24 protein-coding genes and 1 pseudogene are annotated in these 26439 nt (G+C 43.1%); 13 read left to right on the plus strand and 12 right to left on the minus strand.

What is annotated here, in order from left to right:
- Nucleotide 1 precedes the first annotated feature (1 nt).
- The 8 genes from V7K62_RS27805 to folK form a co-directional block, all read right to left on the minus strand.
- Nucleotides 2-400, minus strand: a complete 399-nt coding sequence (locus tag V7K62_RS27805) for an anti-sigma regulatory factor (protein ID WP_334869887.1) — start codon at nt 398-400, stop codon at nt 2-4.
- Nucleotides 387-791: an STAS domain-containing protein gene (locus V7K62_RS27810; RefSeq protein ID WP_334869889.1), complete on the minus strand. Its 405-nt coding sequence runs from the start codon at nt 789-791 to the stop codon at nt 387-389. The genes V7K62_RS27805 and V7K62_RS27810 overlap by 14 nt, the downstream gene beginning before the upstream one ends.
- Before the next feature lie 10 nt (nt 792-801).
- Nucleotides 802-1653 (minus strand): STAS domain-containing protein, encoded by an 852-nt coding sequence (locus tag V7K62_RS27815; RefSeq protein ID WP_334869891.1) that lies wholly within the window; start codon nt 1651-1653, stop codon nt 802-804.
- Between the two features lie 252 nt (nt 1654-1905).
- Nucleotides 1906-3261, minus strand: a complete 1356-nt coding sequence (locus V7K62_RS27820) for a serine/threonine-protein kinase (protein WP_334869893.1) — start codon at nt 3259-3261, stop codon at nt 1906-1908.
- A gap of 207 nt (nt 3262-3468) precedes the next feature.
- A complete protein-coding gene (locus V7K62_RS27825; protein ID WP_334869895.1) occupies nt 3469-3735 on the minus strand; it encodes a hypothetical protein in 267 nt (88 codons plus the stop codon).
- 670 nt (nt 3736-4405) lie between these two features.
- Nucleotides 4406-4534 carry a hypothetical protein gene (locus V7K62_RS27830; protein WP_334869897.1) on the minus strand — a complete coding sequence of 43 codons (129 nt, stop codon included), beginning with the start codon at nt 4532-4534 and terminating at the stop codon, nt 4406-4408.
- A gap of 7 nt (nt 4535-4541) precedes the next feature.
- Complete coding sequence (locus V7K62_RS27835; protein ID WP_334869899.1) at nt 4542-5090, minus strand: NUDIX hydrolase; 549 nt, start codon at nt 5088-5090, stop codon at nt 4542-4544.
- Nucleotides 5091-5158: 68 nt separating this feature from the next.
- The gene (gene folK / locus V7K62_RS27840) at nt 5159-5674 is read right to left on the minus strand and encodes a 2-amino-4-hydroxy-6-hydroxymethyldihydropteridine diphosphokinase (RefSeq protein WP_334870003.1); all 516 of its coding nucleotides are present in this window, start codon (nt 5672-5674) and stop codon (nt 5159-5161) included.
- A 342-nt stretch (nt 5675-6016) separates the two neighbouring features.
- Here folK and V7K62_RS27845 point away from each other — a divergent pair, with 342 nt between their 5' ends.
- Both V7K62_RS27845 and psb35 read left to right on the plus strand, forming a co-directional pair.
- Complete coding sequence (locus V7K62_RS27845; protein ID WP_334870005.1) at nt 6017-8296, plus strand: transglycosylase domain-containing protein; 2280 nt, start codon at nt 6017-6019, stop codon at nt 8294-8296.
- A gap of 431 nt (nt 8297-8727) precedes the next feature.
- Nucleotides 8728-8958, plus strand: a complete 231-nt coding sequence (gene psb35 / locus V7K62_RS27850; RefSeq protein WP_334869901.1) for a photosystem II assembly protein Psb35 — start codon at nt 8728-8730, stop codon at nt 8956-8958.
- A gap of 129 nt (nt 8959-9087) precedes the next feature.
- Here psb35 and V7K62_RS27855 read toward each other — a convergent pair whose 3' ends face one another.
- Both V7K62_RS27855 and V7K62_RS27860 read right to left on the minus strand, forming a co-directional pair.
- A complete protein-coding gene (locus V7K62_RS27855; RefSeq protein ID WP_334869903.1) occupies nt 9088-9528 on the minus strand; it encodes a Crp/Fnr family transcriptional regulator in 441 nt (146 codons plus the stop codon).
- 84 nt (nt 9529-9612) lie between these two features.
- The gene (locus tag V7K62_RS27860) at nt 9613-10791 is read right to left on the minus strand and encodes an RNA-guided endonuclease InsQ/TnpB family protein (protein ID WP_334869905.1); all 1179 of its coding nucleotides are present in this window, start codon (nt 10789-10791) and stop codon (nt 9613-9615) included.
- A gap of 82 nt (nt 10792-10873) precedes the next feature.
- On the opposite strand from V7K62_RS27860, the pseudogene tnpA reads away from it, so the two are divergent.
- From tnpA to V7K62_RS27875, 3 genes and pseudogenes are all read left to right on the plus strand, one after another.
- Nucleotides 10874-11236: pseudogene (gene tnpA, locus V7K62_RS27865) on the plus strand (IS200/IS605 family transposase); the annotation flags it as partial.
- 607 nt (nt 11237-11843) lie between these two features.
- On the plus strand, nt 11844-12518 hold the full coding sequence (locus V7K62_RS27870; RefSeq protein ID WP_334869907.1) for a cadmium resistance transporter: 675 nt from the start codon (nt 11844-11846) through the stop codon (nt 12516-12518).
- Between the two features lie 283 nt (nt 12519-12801).
- Nucleotides 12802-13434 carry a pentapeptide repeat-containing protein gene (locus V7K62_RS27875; RefSeq protein ID WP_334869909.1) on the plus strand — a complete coding sequence of 211 codons (633 nt, stop codon included), beginning with the start codon at nt 12802-12804 and terminating at the stop codon, nt 13432-13434.
- A 529-nt stretch (nt 13435-13963) separates the two neighbouring features.
- Here the strand turns inward: V7K62_RS27875 and V7K62_RS27880 are convergent.
- A complete protein-coding gene (locus V7K62_RS27880; protein ID WP_334869911.1) occupies nt 13964-15649 on the minus strand; it encodes a SulP family inorganic anion transporter in 1686 nt (561 codons plus the stop codon).
- A gap of 360 nt (nt 15650-16009) precedes the next feature.
- Here V7K62_RS27880 and V7K62_RS27885 point away from each other — a divergent pair, with 360 nt between their 5' ends.
- From V7K62_RS27885 to V7K62_RS27915, 7 genes are all read left to right on the plus strand, one after another.
- Nucleotides 16010-16189, plus strand: a complete 180-nt coding sequence (locus V7K62_RS27885; protein ID WP_334869913.1) for a type II toxin-antitoxin system HicB family antitoxin — start codon at nt 16010-16012, stop codon at nt 16187-16189.
- Nucleotides 16190-16473: 284 nt separating this feature from the next.
- Nucleotides 16474-17283, plus strand: a complete 810-nt coding sequence (locus V7K62_RS27890) for a PspA/IM30 family protein (protein WP_334869915.1) — start codon at nt 16474-16476, stop codon at nt 17281-17283.
- Nucleotides 17267-19006 carry a DnaJ domain-containing protein gene (locus tag V7K62_RS27895; RefSeq protein WP_334869917.1) on the plus strand — a complete coding sequence of 580 codons (1740 nt, stop codon included), beginning with the start codon at nt 17267-17269 and terminating at the stop codon, nt 19004-19006. Before V7K62_RS27890 ends, V7K62_RS27895 begins: the two co-directional genes overlap by 17 nt.
- Nucleotides 19007-19063: 57 nt before the next feature.
- On the plus strand, nt 19064-19681 hold the full coding sequence (locus V7K62_RS27900; protein ID WP_334869919.1) for a Uma2 family endonuclease: 618 nt from the start codon (nt 19064-19066) through the stop codon (nt 19679-19681).
- Nucleotides 19682-20520: 839 nt separating this feature from the next.
- Nucleotides 20521-21972 (plus strand): glycoside hydrolase 100 family protein, encoded by a 1452-nt coding sequence (locus V7K62_RS27905; RefSeq protein WP_334870006.1) that lies wholly within the window; start codon nt 20521-20523, stop codon nt 21970-21972.
- A 76-nt stretch (nt 21973-22048) separates the two neighbouring features.
- On the plus strand, nt 22049-23524 hold the full coding sequence (locus tag V7K62_RS27910) for a 16S rRNA (cytosine(967)-C(5))-methyltransferase (RefSeq protein WP_334869921.1): 1476 nt from the start codon (nt 22049-22051) through the stop codon (nt 23522-23524).
- A gap of 57 nt (nt 23525-23581) precedes the next feature.
- Entirely contained in the window at nt 23582-24004 is a 423-nt protein-coding gene (locus V7K62_RS27915) for a tellurite resistance TerB family protein (RefSeq protein WP_334869923.1), read from the plus strand.
- Nucleotides 24005-24158: 154 nt separating this feature from the next.
- On the opposite strand, the gene V7K62_RS27920 is transcribed toward V7K62_RS27915, so the two are convergent.
- A complete protein-coding gene (locus V7K62_RS27920; RefSeq protein WP_334869925.1) occupies nt 24159-25544 on the minus strand; it encodes a cobyrinate a,c-diamide synthase in 1386 nt (461 codons plus the stop codon).
- Nucleotides 25545-25787: 243 nt separating this feature from the next.
- Between V7K62_RS27920 and V7K62_RS27925 the strand changes: the two genes are divergently transcribed.
- Nucleotides 25788-26423, plus strand: a complete 636-nt coding sequence (locus tag V7K62_RS27925; protein ID WP_442937346.1) for a glutathione S-transferase family protein — start codon at nt 25788-25790, stop codon at nt 26421-26423.
- Nucleotides 26424-26439: the final 16 nt, after the last annotated feature.

A 26439-nucleotide genomic window follows, 5' to 3' on the forward strand; every position in this document is an offset into this window, starting at 1 on the left:
ATTATTTCCATCGTACAATTGTTATCCGTGTCCCTTCTCCCACCGCAGACTGAATCTCAAACTCGTTGGCAAGTCGTTTGGCACCGCCCAGTCCCATACCCAACCCGCCCCCGGTGGTGAACCCATCCTTTAACGCCAATTCAATATCGGCAATTCCCGGCCCCTGATCTTCAAAGGTCAGCCGGAGTCCTCTTCGTCTCCCTTCCTGAAGCGTTTCTAGCTTGACTGTGCCACCTCCCCCATACTCTAGGGTATTGCGGGCTAACTCACTGGCGGCGGTGACAATTTTAGTTTGGTCTACTAAGCCAAAGCCAATCTCCACACCCAGATGGCGCACGGCTTGCCGAACTAAGACTACATCTGTAGAAGATTGAATGTTAAGCGTTTCAGTCTTCTGCATCGTCATCTGCACGCCATTTGACCTGATTTGTGGCTTCATTGAGTGACGATCGCAACAGCACCATTCCCTTTTCGACGTTTAGGGCAGTGCGAATACCCGACAGCGACAGCCCCAATTCCACCAGGGTAATGGCCACAGCAGGCTGCATCCCAACCACAACTGTCTCAGCATCTAGCACCCGTGACATTCTGGCAATGTTCCCTAAAATTCTCCCAATGAAGGAATCAACAATGTCTAATGCAGAAATATCGATCAAGACACCGTGAGCCTGAGTTTGAGTTATGCGGTTGGTCAGGTCATCCTGTAGGGTCATGGCGAGGCGATCGTGCATATCGACTTGGATGGTCACAAGCAGGAAATTGCCCATTTTGAGTATAGGAATGCGTTCCATTTCTGTCCACCTATTTGGGTTGAGAGCGGGTAATGGTCACTCCCAACCGTTTTAGCGCCGTGAGAAAGGCATCGGCTAAGGTTGCCTTGGTGATTATATCTGTCAAATCAATGCCGAGATAAACGATTGTTTGGGCAATTTGCGGACGAATGCCACTGATCATACAATCAGCTCCCATCAGTCGGGCGGCAGTAACGGTCTTAAGCAGATGTTGAGCGGTGAGGGTATCGACGGTGGGAACTCCGGTAATGTCAATAATGGCAACCTCTGACTCGGTTTCAACAATCTTCTGCAATAACGACTCCATCATCATTTGAGTGCGGGCACTATCCAGGGTGCCGATAATCGGTAATGCCAAAATTCCCTCCCAGAGTTTAATCACTGGGGTAGACAGCTCCATTAACTCTTCCTGCTGCCGCAAAATCACCTCTTCCCGTACCTTTTGATACACTTCAATTGTCAACAATCCCAGCTGATCCAGTAACTTGGTGGCTAGCCAGATTTCTTCACCTAATTCAATCGGGTCTTTCAATTGCTGGCGCATCCGGTTGAAAAGGGGTTGCTTGAAGGAAAAGACGAATGTAGCTGTTTCCGCCGGTGTGAAGCCTTGTTGCGATCGCGATCGAGAAATGCTGGTCAGTATCTCCCGCATTTCCTCCCACGCCCCTGCCTGAATATTGCTCAACTTGCCCTGCCCAACGGCGATCCGAAACAAGCTAAGGAATTCCCGACATTCCTCCTTTAACTCGGCTTCTTTAATCAAGCCTCTGCGAATATTGACAGTGGCTAACTCCTGAGTCCACTCCGATAGCAGGTCTGCCTCGAAGGTTTCCAGAATTTCTGGTATCTTACTTTCGCTCATTGTTCCTATAAGGGCAACCGCTTTCATTAGTCCAAAATTCAGTGTATGACGATTCAGTCCAACCTGAAAGCTGAAGTTGAAGAGCGATTTTTTTCGCAGAGATGGGCAACATCCTGCCGTTGGCGATCGTGATTCTTGATTACTTGTAGCTGTAGTCAGAGATGTGAGGACAGTGTTGATTGCTCAAAGTCTGGAAATAACTGGGTTTATACTCAGCACTTTGCTATACAGTCCGATTTTGCGCTATGCCGGCTAAACCCCAATACCACAGGCTGCTAGTTTTACAGTTAAAGCATTGGGGTATCGCCACGGTTGAGAACCACCAATCGAAATGCGTGAGGGTAAATGACCGATTGGTGCTTTGAGACTAAAATTTAATCCCGAGTTGGCATAACTAGAATTGTATATATGCCAACCAACTTGATGACAAAAAATTCCATAGTCTCCATTCACGTGTTTGAAAATAAGTGTTTGCACGCTAAAACCAAAGCGTCCATGACTGTAATTTACCCATAAATGGTTAATAGTCTCTAAATCTTCACAGGGAAATTTATCAATATCACTACTAAATATATAGCTACCTCTAGGCTTTGCTAGTGCCTGACACATCAGATCCCAAGTTTCTCGATCTGCTAATTGCCATTTTCCTTTTGCTAATAAATCACGCAAAGGCGTGTAATTAATAGGAGTTAATCTCTGATAATTAGGAATATTTGGCAACTTTTTTGGTTCTTGTTCCAGTGTCTGCAATGCTTCTGTTGCAGATTGGAAGCGTTGCGAAATCGCATTTTGTAAAAGTTTATCTAAGATTTCACAGAGGCGATCGCTAACAGTATGCTTGGCTGGTAAATGTTCTTGCCATACCCAGCGATCGTTAGTAATATCGAACAAATCAAAGGGAGAAACAGCGGTGAGTAAATAAATACATGTTACACCCAAGCTATAAAGATCGCTGGCTGGTAATGCCTTTCCCCGCATTTGTTCGGGAGCAATATATTCTGGACTACCTACTATTGTGCCTGTACGAAGTTGCCTCATATTAGTGGCGAATTTAGCCACTCCGAAATCTATTAAAACCAGGTCTCCTGGAACCGAACGACGCATAATATTTTCCGGTTTAATATCTCGGTGGATTACTTGTCGGGAATGGATAAATTGCAGTGTTACCAATAAACTTTTTAATATCTCCCAAATTTGCGGTTCTTGAAAAACGCCTTTTTGTTGTAATTCCTGGGCGAGTGTTTGTCCATCTACTAATTCCTCGACGATATAAAGCTTTTGATTTTGTTCAAAGTGTGCTAGTAATTTGGGTATTTGAGAGTGTTCTAATTCATTAAGACGAAGCGCTTCTTGGTGAAATAGTTTGACTGCCTTGTGCCAAACCTCAGTATTTCCCTCTTGGAAACATAGCTGTTTGATCGCACATTTGGGTTGATCTGGAAGATGTTCATCAATAGCTAAAAACGTTCTCCCAAAGCCACCGCGTCCAATGATAGCAAGTGGGCGATATCGCTGTTTGAGTAACAATTCCTGACCGCAACTATTACAAAAACGAGAACTGTCAGAATTTTGTGGACGCAGGCAATCAATATTGGTACAGTAGCTCATACTATAGGAGTACTATTTGTTGCAATTACTATATATAAAGTATTCCCATGCGAACGCCCCTCTTACTAATCCTAAATAGTATCTCGAATTCAGTCGCGGCTTGACCCAGATTCAGTTTGGTCAACATTTAATCGGTTGGAATGGTAGAGTCGATATCCCCGGTGAGAACGCCGCCATCAAAATATCTTCTATGGAAAGCTGCAACACCTAATGCTGGTCACTTCCCTTAGAGGATGGAGTTTCAACTTCCAAGTTGTCCCCCCGCTTCTTTACTGAAAAGTCCGGCTCATTTTTACTACTTTGAGCAAGACCAGCAGCACCAGCAATCGCCGTTCCAGCCAGTCCAAGACCAGCAGACCATTTGGCATCAGTGATATTTGGCGAGACTAAAACAGCAACACCAATGACCGCTCCAATAGTTGCCATAAACATGGGAGTTATAGCCCGAATTATTTCTGGGGTGAGAGATTTCATAGAGATAGATTATAAAATTGGTTTTCTTCGTGAGTTAAATACACGGCGTAAAATTCCAATTCCAGAATTTGGCACTAATTTTTTTTACTAACTGATGCCTTTACAGCAGTTTTTAATTGAGTAGACTACAAATTTAGTACACTAGAGATGCAGTAAAAATACTCGCTCTTTTATGCCTGCCCCCGACTCCAAGGATCTACGTCAACGTCTAATTGATGCTTAAAAACGTGGATTAAATAAAATGCAAAACTTCATCCTGTCTCACTATCCCTCTCCTTTATCAGGAGAGGGATTGAGGGTGAGGTAAGCCAAGGACATAAATTGTATGTTATTTAATTCTTATTCCTTAGAGGTTGTTTGAAAAGTCCTCTTGTCGGTATCAAAATATTTTAGATCCCCCTAAATCCCCCGATAAATTGGGGGACTTTGATTCCGGTTCCCCCCTTTTTAAGGGGGGATAGGGGGGATCTAAAAGTGCCTAAAGTCACACCAAAACACTTTTCAAACATCCTCTTAGAAAGCAAAGCTTGGGTGGCAACGACAAATGTTCCTAGTGAGCGATTTATCGCTCTATCTATCTAATTAAAACTATCAGCTAAAACTTCTGGCGTCCACGGTGCTTGAGCAACAATCACCTCAGTAATGGCAACATTCATCTGGGTATCGTCGGTTAGCTCCCAGGAATTAGTCGAAAACGCGGATGTTCAAGGTATCGACTCAAATCATTGTTAACGATCATCTCATCAGCATATTCCAAGCCTGCACCGTAGGCATCTGCAATCGCTAACTCTAGCAGCATATTGCTATTAAACTAAAAATGGACGCGCCAGAAAAAAGCTAGAAACTGATTTAGCATCTACCGGCTCTCCCTCCAGAATAGCTTTTTCTAATTCTTCAGGAGTCAAAAACACAGTTTCGATATCTTCGTCTCCATCTTGTAGTGGTGGTGTCTCTAGCTTTTCTAAATCTCGTGCCAGAAAAGCATAGATAATTTCATCAGAATAGCCGGGAGCTAAGAAAAATTCGCCTAGTTTGTCCCATTTTTGGGCACTATAGCCAGTTTCTTCGGCAATTTCACGTTGTATTGTTTCTAAAGGCTGTTCATTTGCTTCCACAGTTCCCGCCGGAAATTCTAATATCCGTCCCTGAATTGCAAAACGATACTGGCGCACCAGTACAAGTTTACCCTCTGGCGTTACCGGCACAGCTAGGGCACCACCAGGGTGACGAATACATTCCCATTCTCCTTCCGATTTATTCGGCAAACGCAAGCGATTAACTTCAAAATCAAATTTGCGTCCTTTATAAAACAGGCGTTGTTTCAGCAGTTGTGGTAATTCTCTACCTAATGGCATAGTAAAATCTGATTATCTGTGAATACAGAGGCAAAATCAGCGTTCTTCTACTTTTAAGGATGGTATTTTTAATTGCCCATCCATAAATGTACATCAGAACAGTCTACCTCTTTCAGCAGTTCTTTAATAACACACCCAGAAACTGGTTCTACCCAATCTGGGGCAATTTCTGCCAGTGGTACTAACACAAAGGCCCGATCCCGCATTCGGGGATGGGGAATCTGGAGATTTGGTGTATCCACAATCATGTCATCATATAATAACAAATCCAAATCTAGGATTCGTGGCCCCCAGCGTTCCTGACGCACACGCCCAAATTGTTGTTCAATTCTTAACAAAATTTCTAATAACTGCTGGGCGCGGATTTCTACCTGCAATGTGACGCAGCCATTTAGGTAATCTGGCTGTGGTGGCCCAACAGCTTTGGTTTGATACCAATTGGATCTGGCTTCTAAGAGAATACCTGGCGTTTGGGCTAAAGTCTCTATAGCTGCTTCTAATATTGTCTGTGAATCGCCGATATTACTACCAAGGGCGAGGGCGGTTCGTCTTAGCTCTGCTTCGCCGTAGCCCAGTGTAGGCATCATCCTCTCCTTAAGTAAGCCAATAGCTTTTATATTCCCAGTAGCGATCAAAATTGCAGCGTTTTTACAAAACTAAATTAACCAAATTTAAAAAACATTATTATTATGGTGAATTTAGTTAATTATTTATAGGATATTATACTAACACAATGGTAGTGCTATAACCCCAAAGTTGATTGATGGTGTATAGTTGCTTACTACTTTGAGCGAGGAACTGACGTAGGGAAGCTTACCTCCTAGTTCAAGCGAAGACTAACTAATTTGACTGACTCTGGACAAGGAGGAACAAATGAGAGCTTACCACCAGCACATCTGGAGCAGACGAGGCAGTTACTGAGCAAAATGAAAATTTTACCATCTAGGATGAAGGCCAATCGGGCAACTGGCGGTAAACCACTCTATCGCCGCATCTGGTTTTGGGCCGGCTTGGGTATAAGTGGTGGGATAGTTGCCTTGATCTACGGCGTCAGTTTAATCGATCGGACTTTGCCAAATCAGTCCGAGTTGAATGCCGTGCTTAGAGAGCAAACGCTGACTATTAAAGCTGCTGATGGCACCATATTACAACAACAAGGTGAAGCGACCAGAGAAGAGCTAAAGCTGGAACAAATACCAGATAATTTAAAAAAAGCTTTCATCGCCTCAGAAGATAGAAGATTTAGGCAACACAACGGAGTTGATCCGCAAGGGATTGTCAGAGCGGGTTTGAATAATTTGCGATCGCAAGGTGTGGTAGAAGGTGGTAGCACCATCACCCAACAGCTAACGCGGATTCTCTTTTTGAAACAAGAGCAGACAATCTGGCGCAAACTCAAGGAAGTCCGCCTAGCGCAAAAAATGGAGCAAGAATTAACCAAAGATCAGATTCTAGAGCGTTATCTGAATCTGGTTTATTTGGGATCTGGAGCTTATGGTGTGGCAGATGCAGCCTGGGTATACTTTAGTAAATCGCCAGATCAACTTTCCCTCGCGGAAATGGCAACGATTGCGGGATTAGCTCCTGCCCCTAGCTTATACGCCCCAGACAAAAATCCCGAAGCGGCAAAACGGCGGCGGGACTTAGTATTGCTACGGATGCAAGAAGACGGAGTTATTACACCAGAGCAAAGGCAAGCAGCGCTTCAAGAGCCATTAACGCTCAAAAGCAGTTTACCCAAACGAGTCCAAGTAGAATCACCCTACTTTACCAGCTACATCCAAAAAGAATTGCCCAAGTACGTTTCTCCCAACGTCCTAAAAAGTGGGGGTCTAGTAGTGGAAACTACGCTCAACCCAAGTTGGCAGAAGGTGGCAGAAGAGGCAGTTGCCAAAACACTGCGAAATCAAGGACGCTGGGAGAACTTTAAGCAAGCAGCAATGGTAGCCATAGACCCCCGCAGCGGTGAAATTAAGGCAATGGTGGGGGGGAAAGACTTTGGTAAAAACCAGTTTAATCGGGTTACTCAGGCACAACGGCAGCCAGGATCGACATTTAAAGGGTTTGTATATGCCACTGCGATCGCTAGCGGTAAAAGCCCCTACGATAGCTACGAGGATGCGCCCTTTGTCGTAGACGGCTATGAACCGAAAAATTATAGTGAAAATTTCCACGGTTCAATGAACATCCGAGATGCCCTCACCCGCTCTGTTAATATTATTGCGGTAAAGGTGTTGATTGATGTGGGGTTTACGCCAACGATTAAACTTGCCCATGATATGGGGATAAAATCTGAACTCAAGCCCACCTACTCCTTGGCTCTTGGCTCAAATGAAGTCAATCTGCTAGAGTTGACCAGCGCTTATGGTAGTTTTGCAACTCTTGGATTGCATACAGAACCTCATGGCATTACTCGCATCCTCAACCGCCAAGGCAAAGTTATCTGGTCAGCTAATTTCAAGTCAAAACGGGCCCTTGACGCTGACAGTGCCGCCATCATGACTTGGATGCTACGCAACGTCGTCGAAGCGGGAACTGGTGGTTCTGCCCAATTAGATAATAGACCAGTTGCTGGCAAAACCGGCACCTCCGACGAAGCCCGCGATTTATGGTTTATTGGCTACATTCCCCAGATGGTGACAGGGGTCTGGCTAGGTAATGATGATAACCGCCCCACTGATGGCAGTAGTGGTAGTGCCGCTTATACCTGGCACGAATTTATGGAAAAAGCGGCAGAAGGTATGCCCGTAGAAAAGTTTCCCAAACGACCCAAGTTAGAAGGTCGCAAAGGCACAATCAAAGCCCAGTCTATCAAGCCCAAGCAAGTGCTGAATCGTTCTATTGACTCTGATGATGACTCAGAAGGGGAAAGTGCTAGAAATTCTAATTCTGAGGAGAGTGGTTCATCTAGAAGACGTAGAAGCAGGAGAAGCTATGCTCAAGAAGAACAGCAGTCAAGCGATTCTACCCCAAGACGGAGAAGGCGCGATGCCTACGGCGGGCTACGCCTACGCAGCGAATCAAGTTCCAATAACTCTTCTGAAGAATCATCTACTCCACGGCGACGATCTAGAAGAGTAGAATCTGATTCTCCCCCGCCTCAAAGAACTCGCCGAGAGTCGTCTCCGGCAAATAATTCTGGTTCTTCAGGTTCTTCATCGTCACAACCATCCTGGCGGGATAAACTTAGACCTCCTAAAGAATGAGGAGTGGGCATTGGGCAATTCAATTTTAGATTTTGGATTGATAATTTTGGATTAAATTAGGACTTACGCATTGACAATAAATACCAAATATGCATAAGTTTAAAAACCACATCTTTTGTAAGGGCACAGTATTGCTGTGCCCCGGTATTTTGGTCTATTGACGATCGCAGGATAATTAAGAAAAGCCTGAAACAACCGGGAGCATCGTTAATTCACATCACGAGGCATTTGTACAGTGCGTAAGTCCGATAAATTTCAATCTAAAATCCAAAATCTAAAATCTAAAATTCTTACTCCCGTCCTCTCTCATCCCCTTCTGCCCTTTTTTATGCAATATCAAGTTGCTCAAACTAAACTACAGGGGGATGTTAAGTGATACGCTCATCTTATAGTGTGTTAAATAGTGTTACCTAACTGTGGAGAATATACTCATGCATTTATTATTTATGCAAACAGCAGCACCAGCTATAGATGCTGCCCCTCATTTTCCCTTTGCTTTTACCTTGGTGTATGTCGTTGGTTTTATTGCCGCTGTCACCATTGGGTCAATAGCTTGGTACAACTCGAAACGCCCCGCAGGTTGGGAAAGCAAAGAGCGTCCTGATTTTGTGCCTAAAGTTGATAAAGAAGAAACTCCTGGTCTGGGTGAACCGAAACCATAAGCAGTGATGAGTGCTGAGTTTAATTGTCAAACTTACAGCAATTTTCATTTATTTGGAACCACATCTTGCGTTATCCAGAACCCTTGTAGAGACGTAGCACTGCTACATCTCTACATTCTGCTATGTCTATTAACTCCGCAAAGAGGTAACATTCATATCGTCATTCAATCTGCGAATCAGACGGGATAACTCACGAATGATATTCACCGCAATTTCGGGAGTTTCTTCGATCGCATCATACAGTTGTTCTTGCGTCAGTTCTAAAAATTCACAAGGTTCCAGAGTCGTTGCGGTGGCGGAGCGAGGTTGAGTATCAAATACTGCCATCTCACCAAAGTATTTTCCCTCTTCCACCTCTGCCAACTGTTTATTCCCAATATGAACTTTAACTCGGCCTGACACGACAATATAGAGCGATCGCCCTTCTTCTCCCTGTCGAAAGATGGTGTAATTAGCTGGAAATGACAATTCGTTCATCACTGAAGTGAGCCGCACAATAAAATCATCCCGCAATTCCTTAAAAATTGGGACTCGCCGGACAAATAATAAACGGTCAACACTGGTTAGCATAATTACAATTTAAAAATCCAACATTACTGAACATCTCAAAACTCAATTGACACTCCCCACGCCTAAAGGCGGGGGATTCTAGCATCACTGACGTTCTTTGCTTTTACAGGACTTGCGTCCAATAGAAGTAGTGAGAACATCTCCACTAGCGTTAGTTTGGGGTTGCCCACCCCTACCGCTTGCACGACTTAAAATTATTTTGGCAGCATTCACATCGCGTTGCTCAACGTATCCGCAATGTGGACAAGAATGAGTGCGAGTGCTTAGAGATTTCTGAACTCTAGCGCCGCAATTGCTGCATTCTTGGCTAGTGAAGTGGGGAGGGACTGCAATGATTTCCCGCCCAAACTTCTCACCAAAGTATTCGAGCCACTGGCGGAAGTTATACCAAGACGCATCACTAATGCTCAAGGCTAGCTTATGGTTTCTCACCATGCCGGAAATATTCAAGTCTTCCACGACCACCATAGCGTTAGCCAGGGTTAAGTTACGCGCTAATCTCTTGGCGTGTTCTTCCCTTTGTCGTGTTACTCTCAAACATTTTCGAGCATAAATACCACGAGCTTTTCTTCTACCAGATGACCCCTTTTTCTTCTTGTAAATGTTGCGTTGAACCCGCTTGATGTCTGATTCAGCCTTACGGAAGAAGCGCGGGTTCTCTTCATGGTTGCCCTTTGAATCAGAGTAGAAGTACTCTAAGCCAACATCGATACCGACCTCAGAATCACTAGATGGTGCTGTTTGTTGGTTATCAACTTTCACGCAGAATTGCACATAGCACCCATCGGATCTACGCACAATCCGAACTCGTTTAATTAGTTCAAGAGGGTATTGATGAATATCCCATTTACCTAATAGTTTAAGTCCGCCAATACCTTTTTTATCCGTGAAATCTATTCGGCGTTTTGTTGGGTGTAACTTCCAACCGGAAACTTTGTACTCGACAGAACGGGAATGTTTTTTAAACCGGGTATAACCCTTTTTCCACGGTTTATTTTGATTGCAGTTATCAAAAAATCTATTAATAGACCGTTCTACATTTTCTACAGACGCTTGGCAAGCGTGGCTATTTAAATCATTAACAAATTTGTATTCTGAACGTAACTGAGTGTTGTACTGATACAGTTCTTTTTTGCCAACACCGCGATTATCTATCCAATATCTAAGCACTTTGTTTCGCACAAACTGACTTGTACGAATAGCCTCATCTATTGCCGTTGATTGGGCTTTTTTAACAACTGCTTTATATTCCAGTACCAACACTCTTAAATCACCTCCTTGGTTTGTTTATTAGTTTGAACTATTCTCTCATATAGATGTGGCGTAGTAAACTAATGTTACCAGAATGACTGAAAAATTTAAATCAAACAACAATATTGTCTATTCTTGCAAGTATCATGTTATTTTTTGCCCCAAATACAGACGAAAAGTACTGGTTAATGCTGTTACATCCAGACTCAAAGAGTTGCTTGCGACTATTGCTATTGAAATTAAAGTTGAAATCCTAGAAATGGAGATAATGCCAGATCATCTACATCTGTTGATAGACGTTGATCCTCAATTTGGAATACACAGAGCAGTGAAAAGGTTCAAGGGTGTAACATCTAGATATTTGCGGTTGGAATTTCCAGAGCTAAAAAGTCGCTTGCCATCGCTGTGGACTAATTCTTACTTTGTGTCCACTGTTGGCGGTGCGACTTTAGACATACGTTTCAAGTCTTTTCGCCCCCTAAATACCCAAATATTGGGGACTGAAAACTCCACTTCTGGCCATAATTTGAGAGCTAGGGGGACAAAACCAAGTATTAGGTGGAATTTTGAGACTTGTGTGTACACCGTAGCCGATGCTTTGGGGAGCGTTTGCTTTACTCAAATGCGGGGTGGGGTTCTTTATTTTTGATTTATGCAAGAGGTTTCTTGTAGAGACGTAGCAGTGCTACGTCTGTTTTTCACCAGATGTCACGAGTGTTGATGGGTAGAAAGCCCAAAACATCTAGTAAAGTTGTCAATCACTTTTATTTATCCTTTTAAGAAACAAGAGTATTTGATCTTATTTGGTTGAAAGCCATAATATTGACTCCATGAACTCCCAAGGTACCTTGCTGAGAAAAAAATCACCAATTTGATTAGAGGCGTAGTTTATCGCCGTAGGCATCGCCTGCAAAAATTCTCAAAATTGGCGAATTAGCTGATTACTAACGAACCTTGATCGGTTCTCGTTAGGTAAAACAGTCACAAAATCTCCTAACCTGCCTCATTGCCAGAAGCAGAGAAGGACTAAGACAAACAGCATTGAATTATCGTGAGCAACAATTATGACTTGGCTAATTAGTACATTACTTATTGGAATCTCTGCCGCTTTTGCAACCACTTTTGATGACAATTTATACTTGACAGCTTTCTTCGGAAAAGTCAATCGTAGCTTTCGTCCTAAGCATATTGTTATCGGTGAATTTCTGGGATTCACTACCTTAGTATGTGCTAGTCTCCCTGGTTTCTTCGGCGGTCTGATTATTCCAAGCACCTGGATTGGTTTGCTGGGTTTGCTTCCCGTCGCCATTGGTATTAGTAATCTCATCAGTCGAGAACAAGAGGAAGAGACAGTGCAAGCTGTATCAGTTGACTTAACCTCTGCGATCAAATCTGGACACCAGAAGAAATCACTATTCGCAACCATCCGCGATCCTCAAACTTACCGCGTTTCCACTGTCACCATTGCCAATGGAGGAAATAACATTGGAATTTATGTACCGTTATTTGCCAGTAGCAATCTTCCAAGTTTGGGTGTAATTCTGTGTGTTTGCTATTTCACTGTTGGGGCGTGGTGCTTTCTCTCTTACAACCTGACTCGTAATCCTCTGATGACTCCCGTTTTAACTCGCTATGGTCGAAAAATCTTCCCCTTTGTCTTAATTTACTTAGGACTCTCTATCTTAATTAAAAGTGAAACATATCGACTTTTACCTAGTCTGGCAATGCTTGGGAATTAGGTATGAGGCGATCGCTTGGTGCGATGTCTACGACGGGCTACGCCTACGTAGGGGTTGCTGAAAACTCGAAATTCTTCATGGGTGCTATGTCCCCGATCTAACCAAAAAAATTTAGCGATCGTTTCCCATCCAAAAAGATTTATTAATCACTTGAATTTATCGATTTGAATCAAAATAATATTTGATGTTATCAATCAATTTATCTAAAGTGAGAATCAAGCACATTATCGATGGCTCTTATAAAAGCAAGCCCACTACTACGAATCAGTTTATGAAGGAACTCATGAATCAATCAAACTCTAAAAAATTAACTCAATGGCTCGTAACAGCAGTATTTCTGGTAGTTGTAGCGGGATTTACTCTGCTTATCCAGCCCAGCGCTAGAGCATTAACACCATCCATACCAATGGAGCCTGTAACAGCACCAGTCATATCTCCGGTTGAATTACCAATGGAGTCTGTAACAGCACCAGTCATATCCCCGGTTGTATCCCCAATCGTGTCTGTAGCAGCAAACGTTAGACATTTATTGCAAACCAATGAATGTATCGGCTGTAACCTGGCTGGGGCAATGCTAAAGGACGCAAACTTGCAAGCAGCAAACTTGGAGGGTGCTAACTTACAAAATGCAGATTTAGAAAGAGCTAACTTACAGCAAACAAACTTACAAGGGGCTAACTTTCAAGGAGCAGATTTAGGCAAGGTAAACCTTTTGGGAGCAAACCTGGCGGGAGCAAACCTATTTGATGCAGACCTAGAGAAAGCCAACTTCCTGGGAGCTAACCTGCAAATGGCTAACCTGCAAAACGCAGACTTGGAAAAAACAAATCTCACAAATGCAAACATCCAGGGAGCTAACTTGATGGGCGTTGATTTGGAAGATGCTATCAGACCGGAAGGATTCGCTATTCAATAATTAAACTGAAGTTCTGCCTACAAATTTAATAAAAAACCTCAAAAGCCTGATTCAGTAATGAATACAGGCTTTATTTTCTAGTCTAGTTTGCGACTTTTCATATCATGTTCGCTTGATTACTTATTAAAGCGATTTTCAAGTAAATGAACCACAAATAGACCTCACTTCCATTCCTCTCTCCTTGTAGGGAAGGCGCTGGGGGTTAGGTCTCATAATTGTGGTACTAAATACATGAAAACTGCTGTAAAGCCGGAGAACCCGACCCCTTAATCTCCTCCCCTTACTAAGGCTACGGTGTACACACAAGTCGAAAAAAGCTCGATTCTCATTGTTTTCTCGTTCCTGGGCTGCCGCCTGGGAATGGCTGATTAGGGGCTGCTGCCTCCAGTTAGACATTGAGTCAGAGACTCAATGAATGCATTCCCAGGCTCCGCCTGGGAACGAGTCAAGCCAAATCACGCAAGGTTTTTAGGACTTGTGTGTACACCGTAGCCGATGCTTTGGGGAGGGGGCGGGGTGGGGTTTATTATCAGTCATTTAATTCCATCAATTCTTTTGTTTTCAAATCAGCCGCTACAGGTTGAGAACATGCAATCTGAGGAGAGATAGAGCAAATCGCATCTGTAGTTGTTTCAAAACAATTGGATAACCCAATTGTTTTTAACAATCCTGAACGTTCTAGTATTTGTTGGACTTTGGGTTGTAAACCTGTAAGAATTAATCGGCAATTGTGCCGTTCCAAGTCGTGATAAATATCCTCTAAGGCTACTAACCCAGTTGTGTCCATATTTGGCACAAACCGCAACCGGAGAATTAAATACTTTACTTCCGGTTCATCGCGGAGGAAGGTAGCAAACCGTTCAGCAGCACCAAAAAATACGGGGCCATCTACCCGATAAACGGCAATTTCTTTACCTAATTCCAGAGGTGTACCAGGGGGAAATACTTCGGTTTCAGGTATTTTAACTAAGCTTAAATCGCTCATCCGTTTGATGAATAAGGCTCCGGCTGCAATCAATCCCACTTCGACAGCGAGAACTAAGTCAAACAAGATTGTCACTAGCCAAGTGAGAATCATCACAGCAAAGTCTGAGTAGGTAGCACGCATCAATAAACCAATGGCTTCCCACTCAATCATTCGCAAGCTAACCACCATCAAAATGCCAGCAAGTGCAGCTAAAGGAATCTGTGCTGCTAGGGGTGCTAAAGTTAAGACGATAATCGCTAAGGCCAGCCCGTGAATTACCCCAGATAGTCGAGTTTTCCCGCCAGAACGGACATTAACAGCAGTCCGAGCGATCGCACCTGTGGCGGGGATGCCCCCAAAAAATGGCACAATCATATTAGCCAAACCTTGACCAATTAATTCGCGATCGCTATTATGTTTCTCGCTGACTGTCATCCCATCAGCCACCACCGCCGATAGCAACGATTCAATACTTCCCAGTGCAGCTAAAGCCAAAGCCGGGTTAATTAGTTCTCGAATCACACTAAAATCATTCCAGTGGGGAATACCTTGAGGCATTGGTAAAGATTGAGGAATCGTGCCAATTGTTGGTACATTTAAATGGAAAGCAGAAGCGATCGCAGTTGCTAACACCAGTCCCACTAAAGAACCTGGTATTGTCGTATTAATCCTGGGCCACAAAACATTGGTTGCAATCACCACCACAGCCAAGGCAACTGCTGCCCAATTTAAAGCTTCTACATGAGTTATACTTTGCCAAAGTGCCGGCAAAAAATGCTCGCTACGTGGTAATTTTAAACCAAAGAAGTTATTTAACTGACCACAAAAAATAATGACGGCAATACCATTAGTAAAACCTGCCGTCACCGGATAGGGAATAAACTTTACTAACTGTCCCAGTTTGGCAACCCCCAAGGCAATTTGGATAATTCCAGCCATCACCCCAGCAATCCAAACTTTCTCAAGGCCGTACTTGGCGACAATTCCCACCAAAACCACAGCCATTGCACCTGTTGGCCCTGTAATCTGTACTGACGAACCACCAAAAATTGCGGCGACAATTCCCGCCACAATCGCGGTGTAAAGTCCCGCCTTTGGTTCCACACCACTGGCCACCGCAAAGGCTAAAGCTAAAGGCAATGCTACTACTGCTGCTGTTAGTCCTCCCGTCAAATCGCCACGCAGTCCACTAAACAAGCGACTCAGACGCAAAAGCAATGGTTCTTTGAGGATATCAGATGTTGCCATATCGTCATTTTCAACTCTTGTATACAATTTGTTGAATCACACACAAATGTTATTCCATCTTTTCGGTAGATTTCATCAGGGTTGTCGAAAATTCCCTAATTGCGTATGGATTTTGGTTCAAGTTCGCCTATTTGCTGATTAATAAAAGTGCAGACTTGCTTGACATAATGAATATAGTGTGTAGTGTATGGTGTGCGATCGCTAGCTAGAGTCTAGTTACAGAGATAAATTTCTGCGTTAATCCAAACAGAGGGGAATTCAAGATGGGATGCAAAGCATACAAGCACGGTCGAGAATCCAAAAGCAGATAATACGGTTTGGTATGTTTTTTGGGCATGAACAATCAACAGAAAAGACGCTATGAACTTCACGATAGAGATTGAACAAGAAGAGGATGGACGCTTTCTAGCTGAAGTGATTGATTTTCCTGGTGTACTGACTTATGGGCAGACACGAGAAGAAGCAGTTGTTAGAGTTCAAGCATTAGCTCTGCGTGTGTTGGCAGATAAGCTGGAACATGGGGAAGTCAGGCTGAGTTAGGATAGCTAAGTACAGCTTTGCGTAAATCGTAATGTTTTTAAACGCAGAGGGACGCAAAGTAAACGCATAGGCGCTTCTCTACGAGACGCTACGCGAACGCCTTCCCGCAGGGTAGGAAAGCAGAGTTTTGCCTAATTTATTTTGCTACGAATTAATGAAATATTGTATTGAGACTTTTATGATGTAGCATTCAAAGCAAAAATGAAGGCTTAAGTAATTTTTACGAAGACGTAACAGTATTAATTAGTCTACGCTCTGGGTAATAAGGCTACTCAGATAAATTTATGGGACTTTACGACCAAAATCAATCATCACAGGATGCGCTACGAAAGTTACGCGAAGGAGCAAGCCACTCCAGAGTAGCCCAAGAAATTGCTCAACGAGACTATGCGAAAGCTCAAGCCGAAGCTGATAAATGGAAACAACAATATCAACTTGCTTTGAAAGGAAGTAATCAGGATTTAATTCGTCAAGCAAAATTTCAAAAGGAACGATACCAAGCAATTGCTAGTAGACTAAAAACCCTGGTTGAGGAGCAACAACCACAAGTAGATGCAATTAAAAGTAATTTGAAATCTTGGGAGAAAAAGGTTTCAGAAGCACAGAATGAAGTATTACGTAGTAGTCCTAACAACAGTGAGTTCTCACCAACATTCATCAGCTTTGAATATAAAGATGTTGATGTATCGATTGATGATGAATTACAGCGACTTAAAGAAGCACTATTGCTACCACCTAAACCTCAAGAGCAAACTAAAGCTAAAAAAGATAGCAAAGTGCTTTTAGCAGAAGCTATCCATGAGAAAAAAAAAGCTGTCAACAGCGCTGTTGCTAATCAAGAAGGTATTGATAAAGATTCTAAAAAAGCCCAGAAAGAAGCTAAATACTGGAACGAAAAAGCTCAGACAGCTTTGAGAAACAATGATGATGATTTAACCCTTCAATCTGTAGTGAATAAAAAAGTTCAAAATAAAATTGTACTTATTCTTCAAACTCAGCTTCAACAGCAGGAAGCAATAGTAGCTGTACTCAAACAAAATCTGATAACTCTAGAAAATTTCAAGAAAACATTAGGCAGTGACACAAAACTCTAAAACAGGTGCGGCTTTTATCGCAGGTGGAACCATAACAGGTGTTGGTGTTTCCTCAACGGTAGGCGGAATGGGACTAGCTGGCGGATTTGGTGCAGTTGGCATTGGTGCAACTCCTGTAGTCGCTGCTGGCGCTGTGGCTGGTGCAGCTGCTTATGGCGCTTTTAAAGCCATAGCAGAAAAAGATGCTGTTGCGATCGCTACAATGGGAATTGGTGCAGTCGGCGGTGCTGGTGTTTATAGCGTCGTCGGTGGTATGGGTTTATTAGCACCTAAAGTAGGGCTGGCATTTGGGATTGGTGCAGTACCGATGGCGGGAATTGGTGCAATGGTGGGACTCGCCGCCTATGGTATTGCCAAACTGTTAGACGAATCTGGAATTAGCGAAACTCCAGCAGAGCTTTTTGAGCGAATGGAAGAAAAAGTCTTGCAGATGGGCTACTATTCCGAAGCATTGATGGAATTAGATGCATTTTTATCTGGTGACGATCTCAACCAAAAATTTGCTGTTTTGGAAGTCGAGGATGAGTTACAGGCGCTTAAGACTGAATTCAAGAAAAAATCAGAATTTGTTACCCCTAAACCTTCTACTCCCAATATTGAACCAGAAAGAATATCTCTGACAACCCAGCTACCTGAAACTTGGAGATGTGTACGCACACTCAAAGGACACTTAGCGGCAGTTAATGCGATCGCAATCAGTCCTGATGGTACTACCTTAATCAGTGGCAGTGATGACAGACAAGTTAATTTGTGGAATTTGAAAACCGGAAAATGGCTTTATACATTCTCTGGACAAGCAGAGGCAGTTTTATCTGTTGCTATCAGCCCTGATGGACAGCAGATTGCAAGTGGTAGTGTCGATTGCAAAATCAGCAGTTGGCAGATAGACACAAAAAAATTTCTCCGCACATTCTTTTATTTAAACTTTAGTTATAGTCATAATGGTTTTGTCAACTCGTTAGCCTACAGTCCTGATGGAACAATTCTTGCTAGTGGTGCTGCTGATAAGACGATTAGAATTTGGGGACGCTACACGGGAAAAGTAAAACGCACCTTGAATCGACACTCAGATGCAATTTTATCTGTCACCATCAGTCCCGATGGTAAAATCCTTGCAAGTGGTAGTGCCGATCAAACTATTAGGCTTTGGGATACCAAAACTTGGGAACAGCGCTACATTCTCTGTGAACATTTGGCAGCAGTTAATACAGTCGCCATCAGTCTTAACAGTCAAACTCTTATTAGTGGTAGCACAGACGCCACAATAAAACTGTGGAATCTCCAAACTGGAGAATTACTCTCCACTTTAACTAGACACACAGCGGCGATTTTGTCTGTTGCCATCAGCCCCGATGGAAAAACCCTTGCCAGTGCCAGCAAAGACGGTATGATAAAACTTTGGAACCTCGACACTGGGGAACTACTACAAAATCTTTCTGGGTGTAATCCCGTTGCTTTCAGTCCTGATGGTAAAACGCTGGTAAGTGGCGGTAATGCCGGAAGCATCAAGATTTGGAATATATTTACTCTCGACTCTGGATTATCTGGGGAATGGTGGGAAGTCTTGGGCGTAAATCAGAGCGATCGCCCCAATGTTGTTAAACTTGCTTACCGCCGATTAGCAAGATTGTATCATCCTGATGTGAATAGTTCTGCCATCGCAAAAGCCTCAATGCAAGCAATTAATCAAGCTTATAAAGAATTCCAGCAGCAGGTAACATGAAGTTAGCAGTTTATCGATGCTAGTCAAAATATGAATAATATTTGAGGAAATAGTGTTATGTTTCAACATTTAGTAGAAGCGATAAATTTTGAAGAATTCGTCGAATGGAAACCGGAGAACGGCAGATATGAATTATATAAAGGAGTAATAGTTGAAATGCAGCCGACAGGGGAACATGAGTTAATCAGAGCATTTCTGATTAGAGAACTCAATTTTGAGATTCGGAGGTTTAACCTAGCTTATTCGATTCCTGCTCAAGCATTAGTCAAATCTGTTGATAAAAAATCTGGTTATATTCCAGATGTGCTGGTATTGAATATCCCTAACTTAATTAATGAACCACTTTGGAAAAAATCATCAACAGTTACTCAAGCCGCATCAATTCCATTGGTAGTAGAAGTTGTAAGTACAAATTGGCGAGATGATTACTTTCTCAAATTCGGTGAATATGAGGAAATTGGGATTTCAGAATATTGGATTGTTGATTATGCTGCTCTTGGTGGAAAACGGTTTATTGGCAATCTGAAACAACCGACAATATCAGTTTACAGATTAGTGGAAGGTGAGTACCAAGTAACTCAGTTTCGTGGTAACGAGCGCATTCAATCGCCAAGTTTAATAGAGCTAAATCTAACTGCTGAACAAGTGTTTAAGGCTGCTTTGGGAGAACAGTAATGAACATCACTTTGCTAATACTCAGTACTTATCTACTTGGTACATGCCCCGTCCCTTGTGGGCGGTCTTTCAACTCAGCACTCTTGATTATTTTTGGCTATACTCCGATAAACACCCCATATTATCTATCAGCAGGGTAAGATATTTAACCCTTGAGAAGTATTGACATATTAAAAATTTCGAGAGTTCATCTTGCATATTCTGAAAAAACGTTATAAATTATTAGATAATAGGGGAATGATCTGACTTCTTAGTGTCAAAAACTAATCCTGCTCAAGTAAATATACCGCAACCAGTTTTAACTTCACACAAACCCTAAACAGCACTGAAGATATGTTTTTGTTTGGTAAACCAATGATTCCGGGCAGACAAGGGAATAATAAATAATCTAAAAATATATCTTATGTGACTGTTTTTAGGAATTAAGTAGGTAGGCACAAATAAACCTAACTATGTAACGAAAAGTAAAAGCGGTGAAAACCTTGCGATTGCTTGTCTACGACACGCTACGCGAACACTCCACTCCGTTGCGTACCCTGCGGGAACGCCAAGGGCGAACGCAATGACATAGTTATAAATTTTCCCGCCCACCTACTTATGTTACTACTTGCGGTGGATAACAAAAACTATAATTCACCAAAAGAGTAATAGATTACAAGCAATTAACTAACAATAAAGTTGCCTAAATGTCAGCAGATTTATTAATTGTTAATTGATTAATTTTTCCCCAATTATATTTGCTATTCAAAGAATCGTTTTTGTTATGCTGAGAATAGCAAAAATAATAAATGAAGACGCATCTACCACAAATTCACAATCCTTATGGAGTTATTCTGGCGATGCACCTAAACGAATTGGAAACTACTGAGAATTTAAAAGAAGTGGAAGAAGCGTGGCTAGCACTAGAAAAATCAATTCTCTACTATCAAGGACGCCCCGTTGGGACAGTAGCCGCTTATGATGGCTCTGTAGAGGCGCTCAATTACGATCAGTGCTTTGTCCGCGATTTTGTTTCTTCGGCTCTAATTTTTCTGATTAAAGGTAGAACCGATATTGTTCGTAATTTCTTAGAAGAAACCTTAAAGTTACAGCCTAAAGAAAAAGCATTAGCTGCCTATAAGCCAGGACGAGGATTAATCCCAGCTAGCTTTAAAGTAGTATCAGAGAATGGACAAGAATATTTAGAAGCAGACTTTGGAGAACATGCGATCGCTAGAGTTACACCTGTAGATTCTTGTTTATGGTGGATTATTTTATTGCGTGCTTATGTAATTGCCACAGAAGATTTTTCTCTAGTCTATCAACCTGAATTCCAAAATGGTATCAGGTTAATCATGGAAATCTGCTTGGCAAATCGTTTTGATATGTACCCAACGCTGTTGGTTCCAGATGGTGCTTGTATGATTGACCGTCGTATGGGCATTTATGGGCATCCTCTAGAACTACAAGTACTTTTTTACACGGCATTGCGTGCATCTCGTGAACTGCTAATTTGTCAAGGTAATTCCGATATTGTTGAAGCCATTGATAATCGGTTGCCTCTTTTATGCGCTCATATTCGCCAGCATTATTGGATAGATATTAATCGCCTGAATGCAATTTATCGCTTCAAAAGTGAAGAATATGGCAAGGCTGCTGTTAATCTGTTCAACATATATGTAGATTCTGTTCCCTATTATGAATTGGACAAGTGGCTACCAAAAAAAGGTGGTTATCTAGCAGGTAATGTTGGCCCGTCGCAGCTAGATACTCGCTTCTTTTCACTCGGAAACTTAATGGCAATCATTTCCGACTTAGCCACCGAAGAACAGTCACAAGCGATTATGACTCTCATTGAGGAACGATGGGATGACCTGGTGGGAGATATGCCAATGAAAATTTGTTTCCCAGCTTTGGAACATGAAGAATACAGAATTGTAACTGGATGTGACCCCAAAAATATACCCTGGTCGTATCATAATGCTGGTAGTTGGCCAGTTTTAATGTGGATGTTAGCGGCGGCGGCTGTAAAAACTAATAGAACAAATCTTGCACAAAAGGCGATTGAAACTGCCCAAGGACGCCTTAGTACAGATGAATGGCCAGAATATTACGATGGTAAAAAAGGACGACTGATTGGGAAACAAGCGAGGAAATATCAAACTTGGACAATAACTGGGTTCTTATTAGCAAAAGAACTGATGGCAAACCACAGTTATTTGCCATTAATTAGCTTTGGAAAATTACCCGCAGAACAAGTTTCTAGAGCATGTGAGCTTGAAATCGCTACTGTAGACCCATATATGTCTTGATAGGAAAGTTAGGAGTTAGAAGTTAGGAGTTGGGAGTTAGAATACAAAAGCCTCCTGACTCCTGAATCATGTTTACATGACAAACCCCCGTCAACTAGCTTTTATCGCCCTGCGAGATGTTCATAAGGGGGCTTATGCTGATATTGCCCTAGATAGAGTACTGCAAAAATTTAATTTGCCTGATTGCGATCGCCGCTTAGTGACAGAATTGCTTTATGGGAGTGTCAGAAGGCAGCGCACTCTTGATACTCTCATCGATCAACTCGCTAAAAAGAAATCTCATCAACAACCACAAGACCTACGCACCATCTTACATCTAGGCTTTTACCAACTGCGTTATCAAGAGCGTATTCCCGCCTCAGCTGCTGTTAATACCACAGTCCAACTAGCTAAAGAAAACGGTTTTTCTGGACTCACGGGTTTTGTTAACGGTCTATTACGCCAGTATCTCAGAAAAGCAGGGGAGCAGGGAGCGGGGAGTAGAGGAGAGGGAATTACTTCCCCCTGCCCCCTGCCCCCTGCCCCTCTGCCTCTTAAGAGTCCGCATTACCCCTTATCCCCAGAGGGGGCCCCACCTGACCCAATCCCCCATTTTGATCAGTTACTACTTCCAGAAAACGCAGTGGAACGCTTGGGTATTTTACACAGCTTTCCTGACTGGATTATTCAAGTTTGGTTAGAACAATTGGGTTTGGCCGACACCGAAAAACTGTGTGAATGGATGAACCAATCACCAACAATTGACTTGCGTATCAACCCACTTCGCACTTCCATTGAGGAAGTTGAGGCGGCTTTGCAATCTGTTGGTATTTTGGTGAGACGGATTCCTCATTTACCCCAAGCTTTACGATTTATTGGTAATACTGGGGCAATTCAAAAACTACCGGGTTTTAGAGAAGGTTGGTGGACTGTACAAGATAGTAGCGCTCAATTGGTAGGTCATTTGCTCGACCCCCAGCCAGGTGAGGTAGTAATTGATGCCTGTGCTGCACCAGGGGGTAAAACAACCCACATCGCTGAATTGATGGCAGATAAAGGGAAAATTTGGGCTTGCGATCGCACTTCCTCTCGTCTTCGCAAACTCCAAGAAAATTCTCAACGGCTGAATTTACAATCTATTCAAATTTACACTGGCGACAGTCGCCACTCTGCCCAATTTCAAAACACCGCAGATCGGGTATTACTCGATGCTCCATGTTCTGGTTTGGGAACTATGCACCGTCATGCTGATGCGCGTTGGCGACAGACACCAGAATCTGTCCGAGAACTTTCGGATCTGCAACGAGAATTATTAACACATACATCAACTTTTGTCAAACCAGGTGGTGTACTAGTTTATGCCACCTGTACATTGCATCCAGCAGAAAATGAGGAAGTAATTTCGGCATTTTTAGCTGAGTCACCTCAGTGGCAAATTGAGTCTCCCAGTGGCGTTGAGTTACCTGATTCTACCGATAGTACACCTCAAGGTTGGTTTAAACTTTGGCCCCATCGGCAGGACATGGATGGTTTTTTTATGGTGCGCTTAAGAAAAACCAATAATTCCGAGTGAATACTGTTTGGGATTGTACGATTTGGTGGAGGCCTGAATCTACCAGAGGAGGCAGCAATGGTTTCCCCTTCCAATGTGAAAAACTTAGTTAAAATCCTGATTGGAGCAGCCTGGATCGATGGCAGAATCCAGCCAGAAGAACGGCAATATCTCCGCGAAATAGCTCAAGCTAAAGGTTTAGCTAACGATCCTGAAATTAAGCCTTGGCTGTACGAATTAGTTCCTGTGCAGCCAAAAGAATGCTACGACTGGGTGCGGGAGTATTTAGGCGATCGCCCCAGTCTTGAAGATTGTGAAAATCTGATTGAAGCCATCAGTGGCTTAATTTATAGCGATGGTGAAGTTGCCGTTGAAGAAGCCAGACTCCTGACAGAATTGCAGGATATAGCGAAGCAGAACGACTCAACTCAACCAGCTCACACTGCGCTTCTCAAACAAATTCAAAAGCTTTACCGCCGTTGGGTTGAAGTGCAAAACTAACATAGAGCTATGAGTTGATCCAAGAGGAGGCAGTGAGATAATTCACTGCCTCCTTGCGTCTCTTCGTCCCCATACCCTCGGAAATATCCGCACCTCTTTAGGTAATTTTTATCTGAAAATTGCTGTAATTTACCTGACTGGGTTTTGCGCTTGCTTAAATCCACATCCCTGAAGATGCTACTTTTAGACATTCTTTAAGAAACTGCTGGGGAATTTCTGCACTTTCTCCCCAATGCAGATGAACATAAGAAGCATGAACATTTGCAGGTAAACCCCATCCTTCGCATCCCATATTTTCCTCACAATCGTAGCGAGAAGTTTTAAATAGGGGTTGAGTCGGAGTTAAGGTTAAATGAGAACGATGAAACTCATGTCCGTAAACAGTTGTATTTGCTTTAACTAACAAATTATCTTGCAAAGCTACTGCACGACGATAGCCCAAAGTTAAACGCCCACCCATCACAGCAGATGTTGGTAGTACTCCCGCCATCGACCAAGATTTACCTTCAAAATCGATAATTTGCTCACACAAATACATCAATCCTCCGCATTCGGCAACTGTAGGCATTCCTTTAAGTATTGCCGTTTTCACTGCATCACGAACGCTAGAATTTTCTGCTAGTTGCTGGGCAAAAACTTCCGGGAAACCACCGCCAAAATACATTCCCTGGACATCTTTTGGTATACCAGCATCTTCTAAGGGACTCCAGAAAACCAATTCTGCGCCAAGCTGTTGCAGCAAATCGAGATTGTCTTGGTAGTAAAAATTAAAAGCGCGATCGCGGGCTACTGCAATCCTAACCAGAGAAGGGGGATGAAGAGGATGAGGAGGATGAGGTAGAGGTTTTGATTTTAACAAAGGTAATAAGCGTTGCCAGTCGAAGCAAGTATCTCCTAAATCGGCGAGGCGATCGATTAAAGCATTGAGTTCGGGAAGTTCGGCTGTGGGTACTAAACCCAAGTGGCGATCGGGAATTGTGATGTTATCTTGACGCCGCAGTACGCCGAGTATAGGTAATTGTAAGGGTTCTAGAGAATCTTTGAGGAGAGAGAGATGGCGATCGCTCCCGACGCGATTTAATACTACCCCAGCTATTTTAATTCGGGGATCAAAAGATCGATAGCCGTGAGCGATCGCAGCTACAGAACCAGATAAACGACTGCAATCAATCACCAACACTACAGGTAAATCTAAAAGCCGTGCGATGTGTGCCGTACTTGCAAAATCTGTTGATTTTTGCTTTTCTTGCCCATGCCCAATTCCATCAAACAATCCCATCACCCCTTCCACTAGGGCATATTCACTCAGATGACTATGGCGGGCAAAACATTGCTGAACGTAGGCTTCGGAAGTCAGTACGGGGTCTAAATTCCGACAAGCACGACCAGTTACGTGTCGATGAAACATCGGATCAATGTAGTCTGGGCCTACCTTAAAAGATTGCACCAAGCGATCGCGACGGCGTAAAGATGCTAAAAGGGTGAGCGTGACTGTTGTCTTACCCACCCCACTACGTTCCCCGGCAATAACTAAAGCCATAAATGAAACAAATTAGGTTTTTATGCAGCAACTATTTTGACTATTGGCTGTGTGTCTGTCTATCGTCGCTTTTTGCAAAAGCAGATACACCAGTTCCTCAAACCAACTAACTCAAACTTATACCAATTAGAAACAAGAAAACCAGCCAATTAGGGGAGTTAGGCTGAAAAATTCTGTCTAATAATATAGTTGGAGATTAGCCAAGACTCAGATAGCAATAAGCTACCAGAAGAGGAACGTTTTATGATCACTGTGCATCATCTTAACAACTCGCGATCGCAGCGTGTGCTGTGGCTGCTTGAAGAATTAGGTGTCGAATACGAGATCAAATTCTATGAACGCGATCCAAAGACGATGATGGCACCGGAGTCGCTGCGCCAAGTTCATCCCCTCGGCAAATCACCAGTAATCACAGATGCAGACTTGACGATCGCTGAGTCGGGTGCAATTATCGAATACCTAATCGATCGCTACGGTAATGGTCGGCTAGTCCCAGCATCCGGTACGCCGGAGCATCTGCGCTATAAGTATTGGCTGCATTACGCCGAAGGCTCTGCAATGCCACCACTAGTAATGCGGGTGATATTGAACAATTTCGGGGCAGGCGACAGCAGCGTGGTTAGCGGATTCGTCGCCCCCCAGATTAAACTCCACTTTGACTACATAGAAGGCGAACTCCATAAAAATACGTGGTTTGCCGGCAATGAATTTACCGCCGCCGATATCCAAATGAGCTTTCCCCTGGAAGTAGTCGCCCCGCTAAGAGAAGAGGTCGAGAGTCGGCCAAAGCTCAAAGAATTTGTCGAGCGCATTCATGCGCGACCTGCTTACAAACGTGCCCTTGAGCGTGGAGGCAAATACAACGTATCCTTTCAATAAACAACTATAAATAATT

Origin of the sequence: Nostoc sp., from assembly GCF_036917935.1 — a bacterium.
GTDB lineage: Bacteria > Cyanobacteriota > Cyanobacteriia > Cyanobacteriales > Nostocaceae > Nostoc.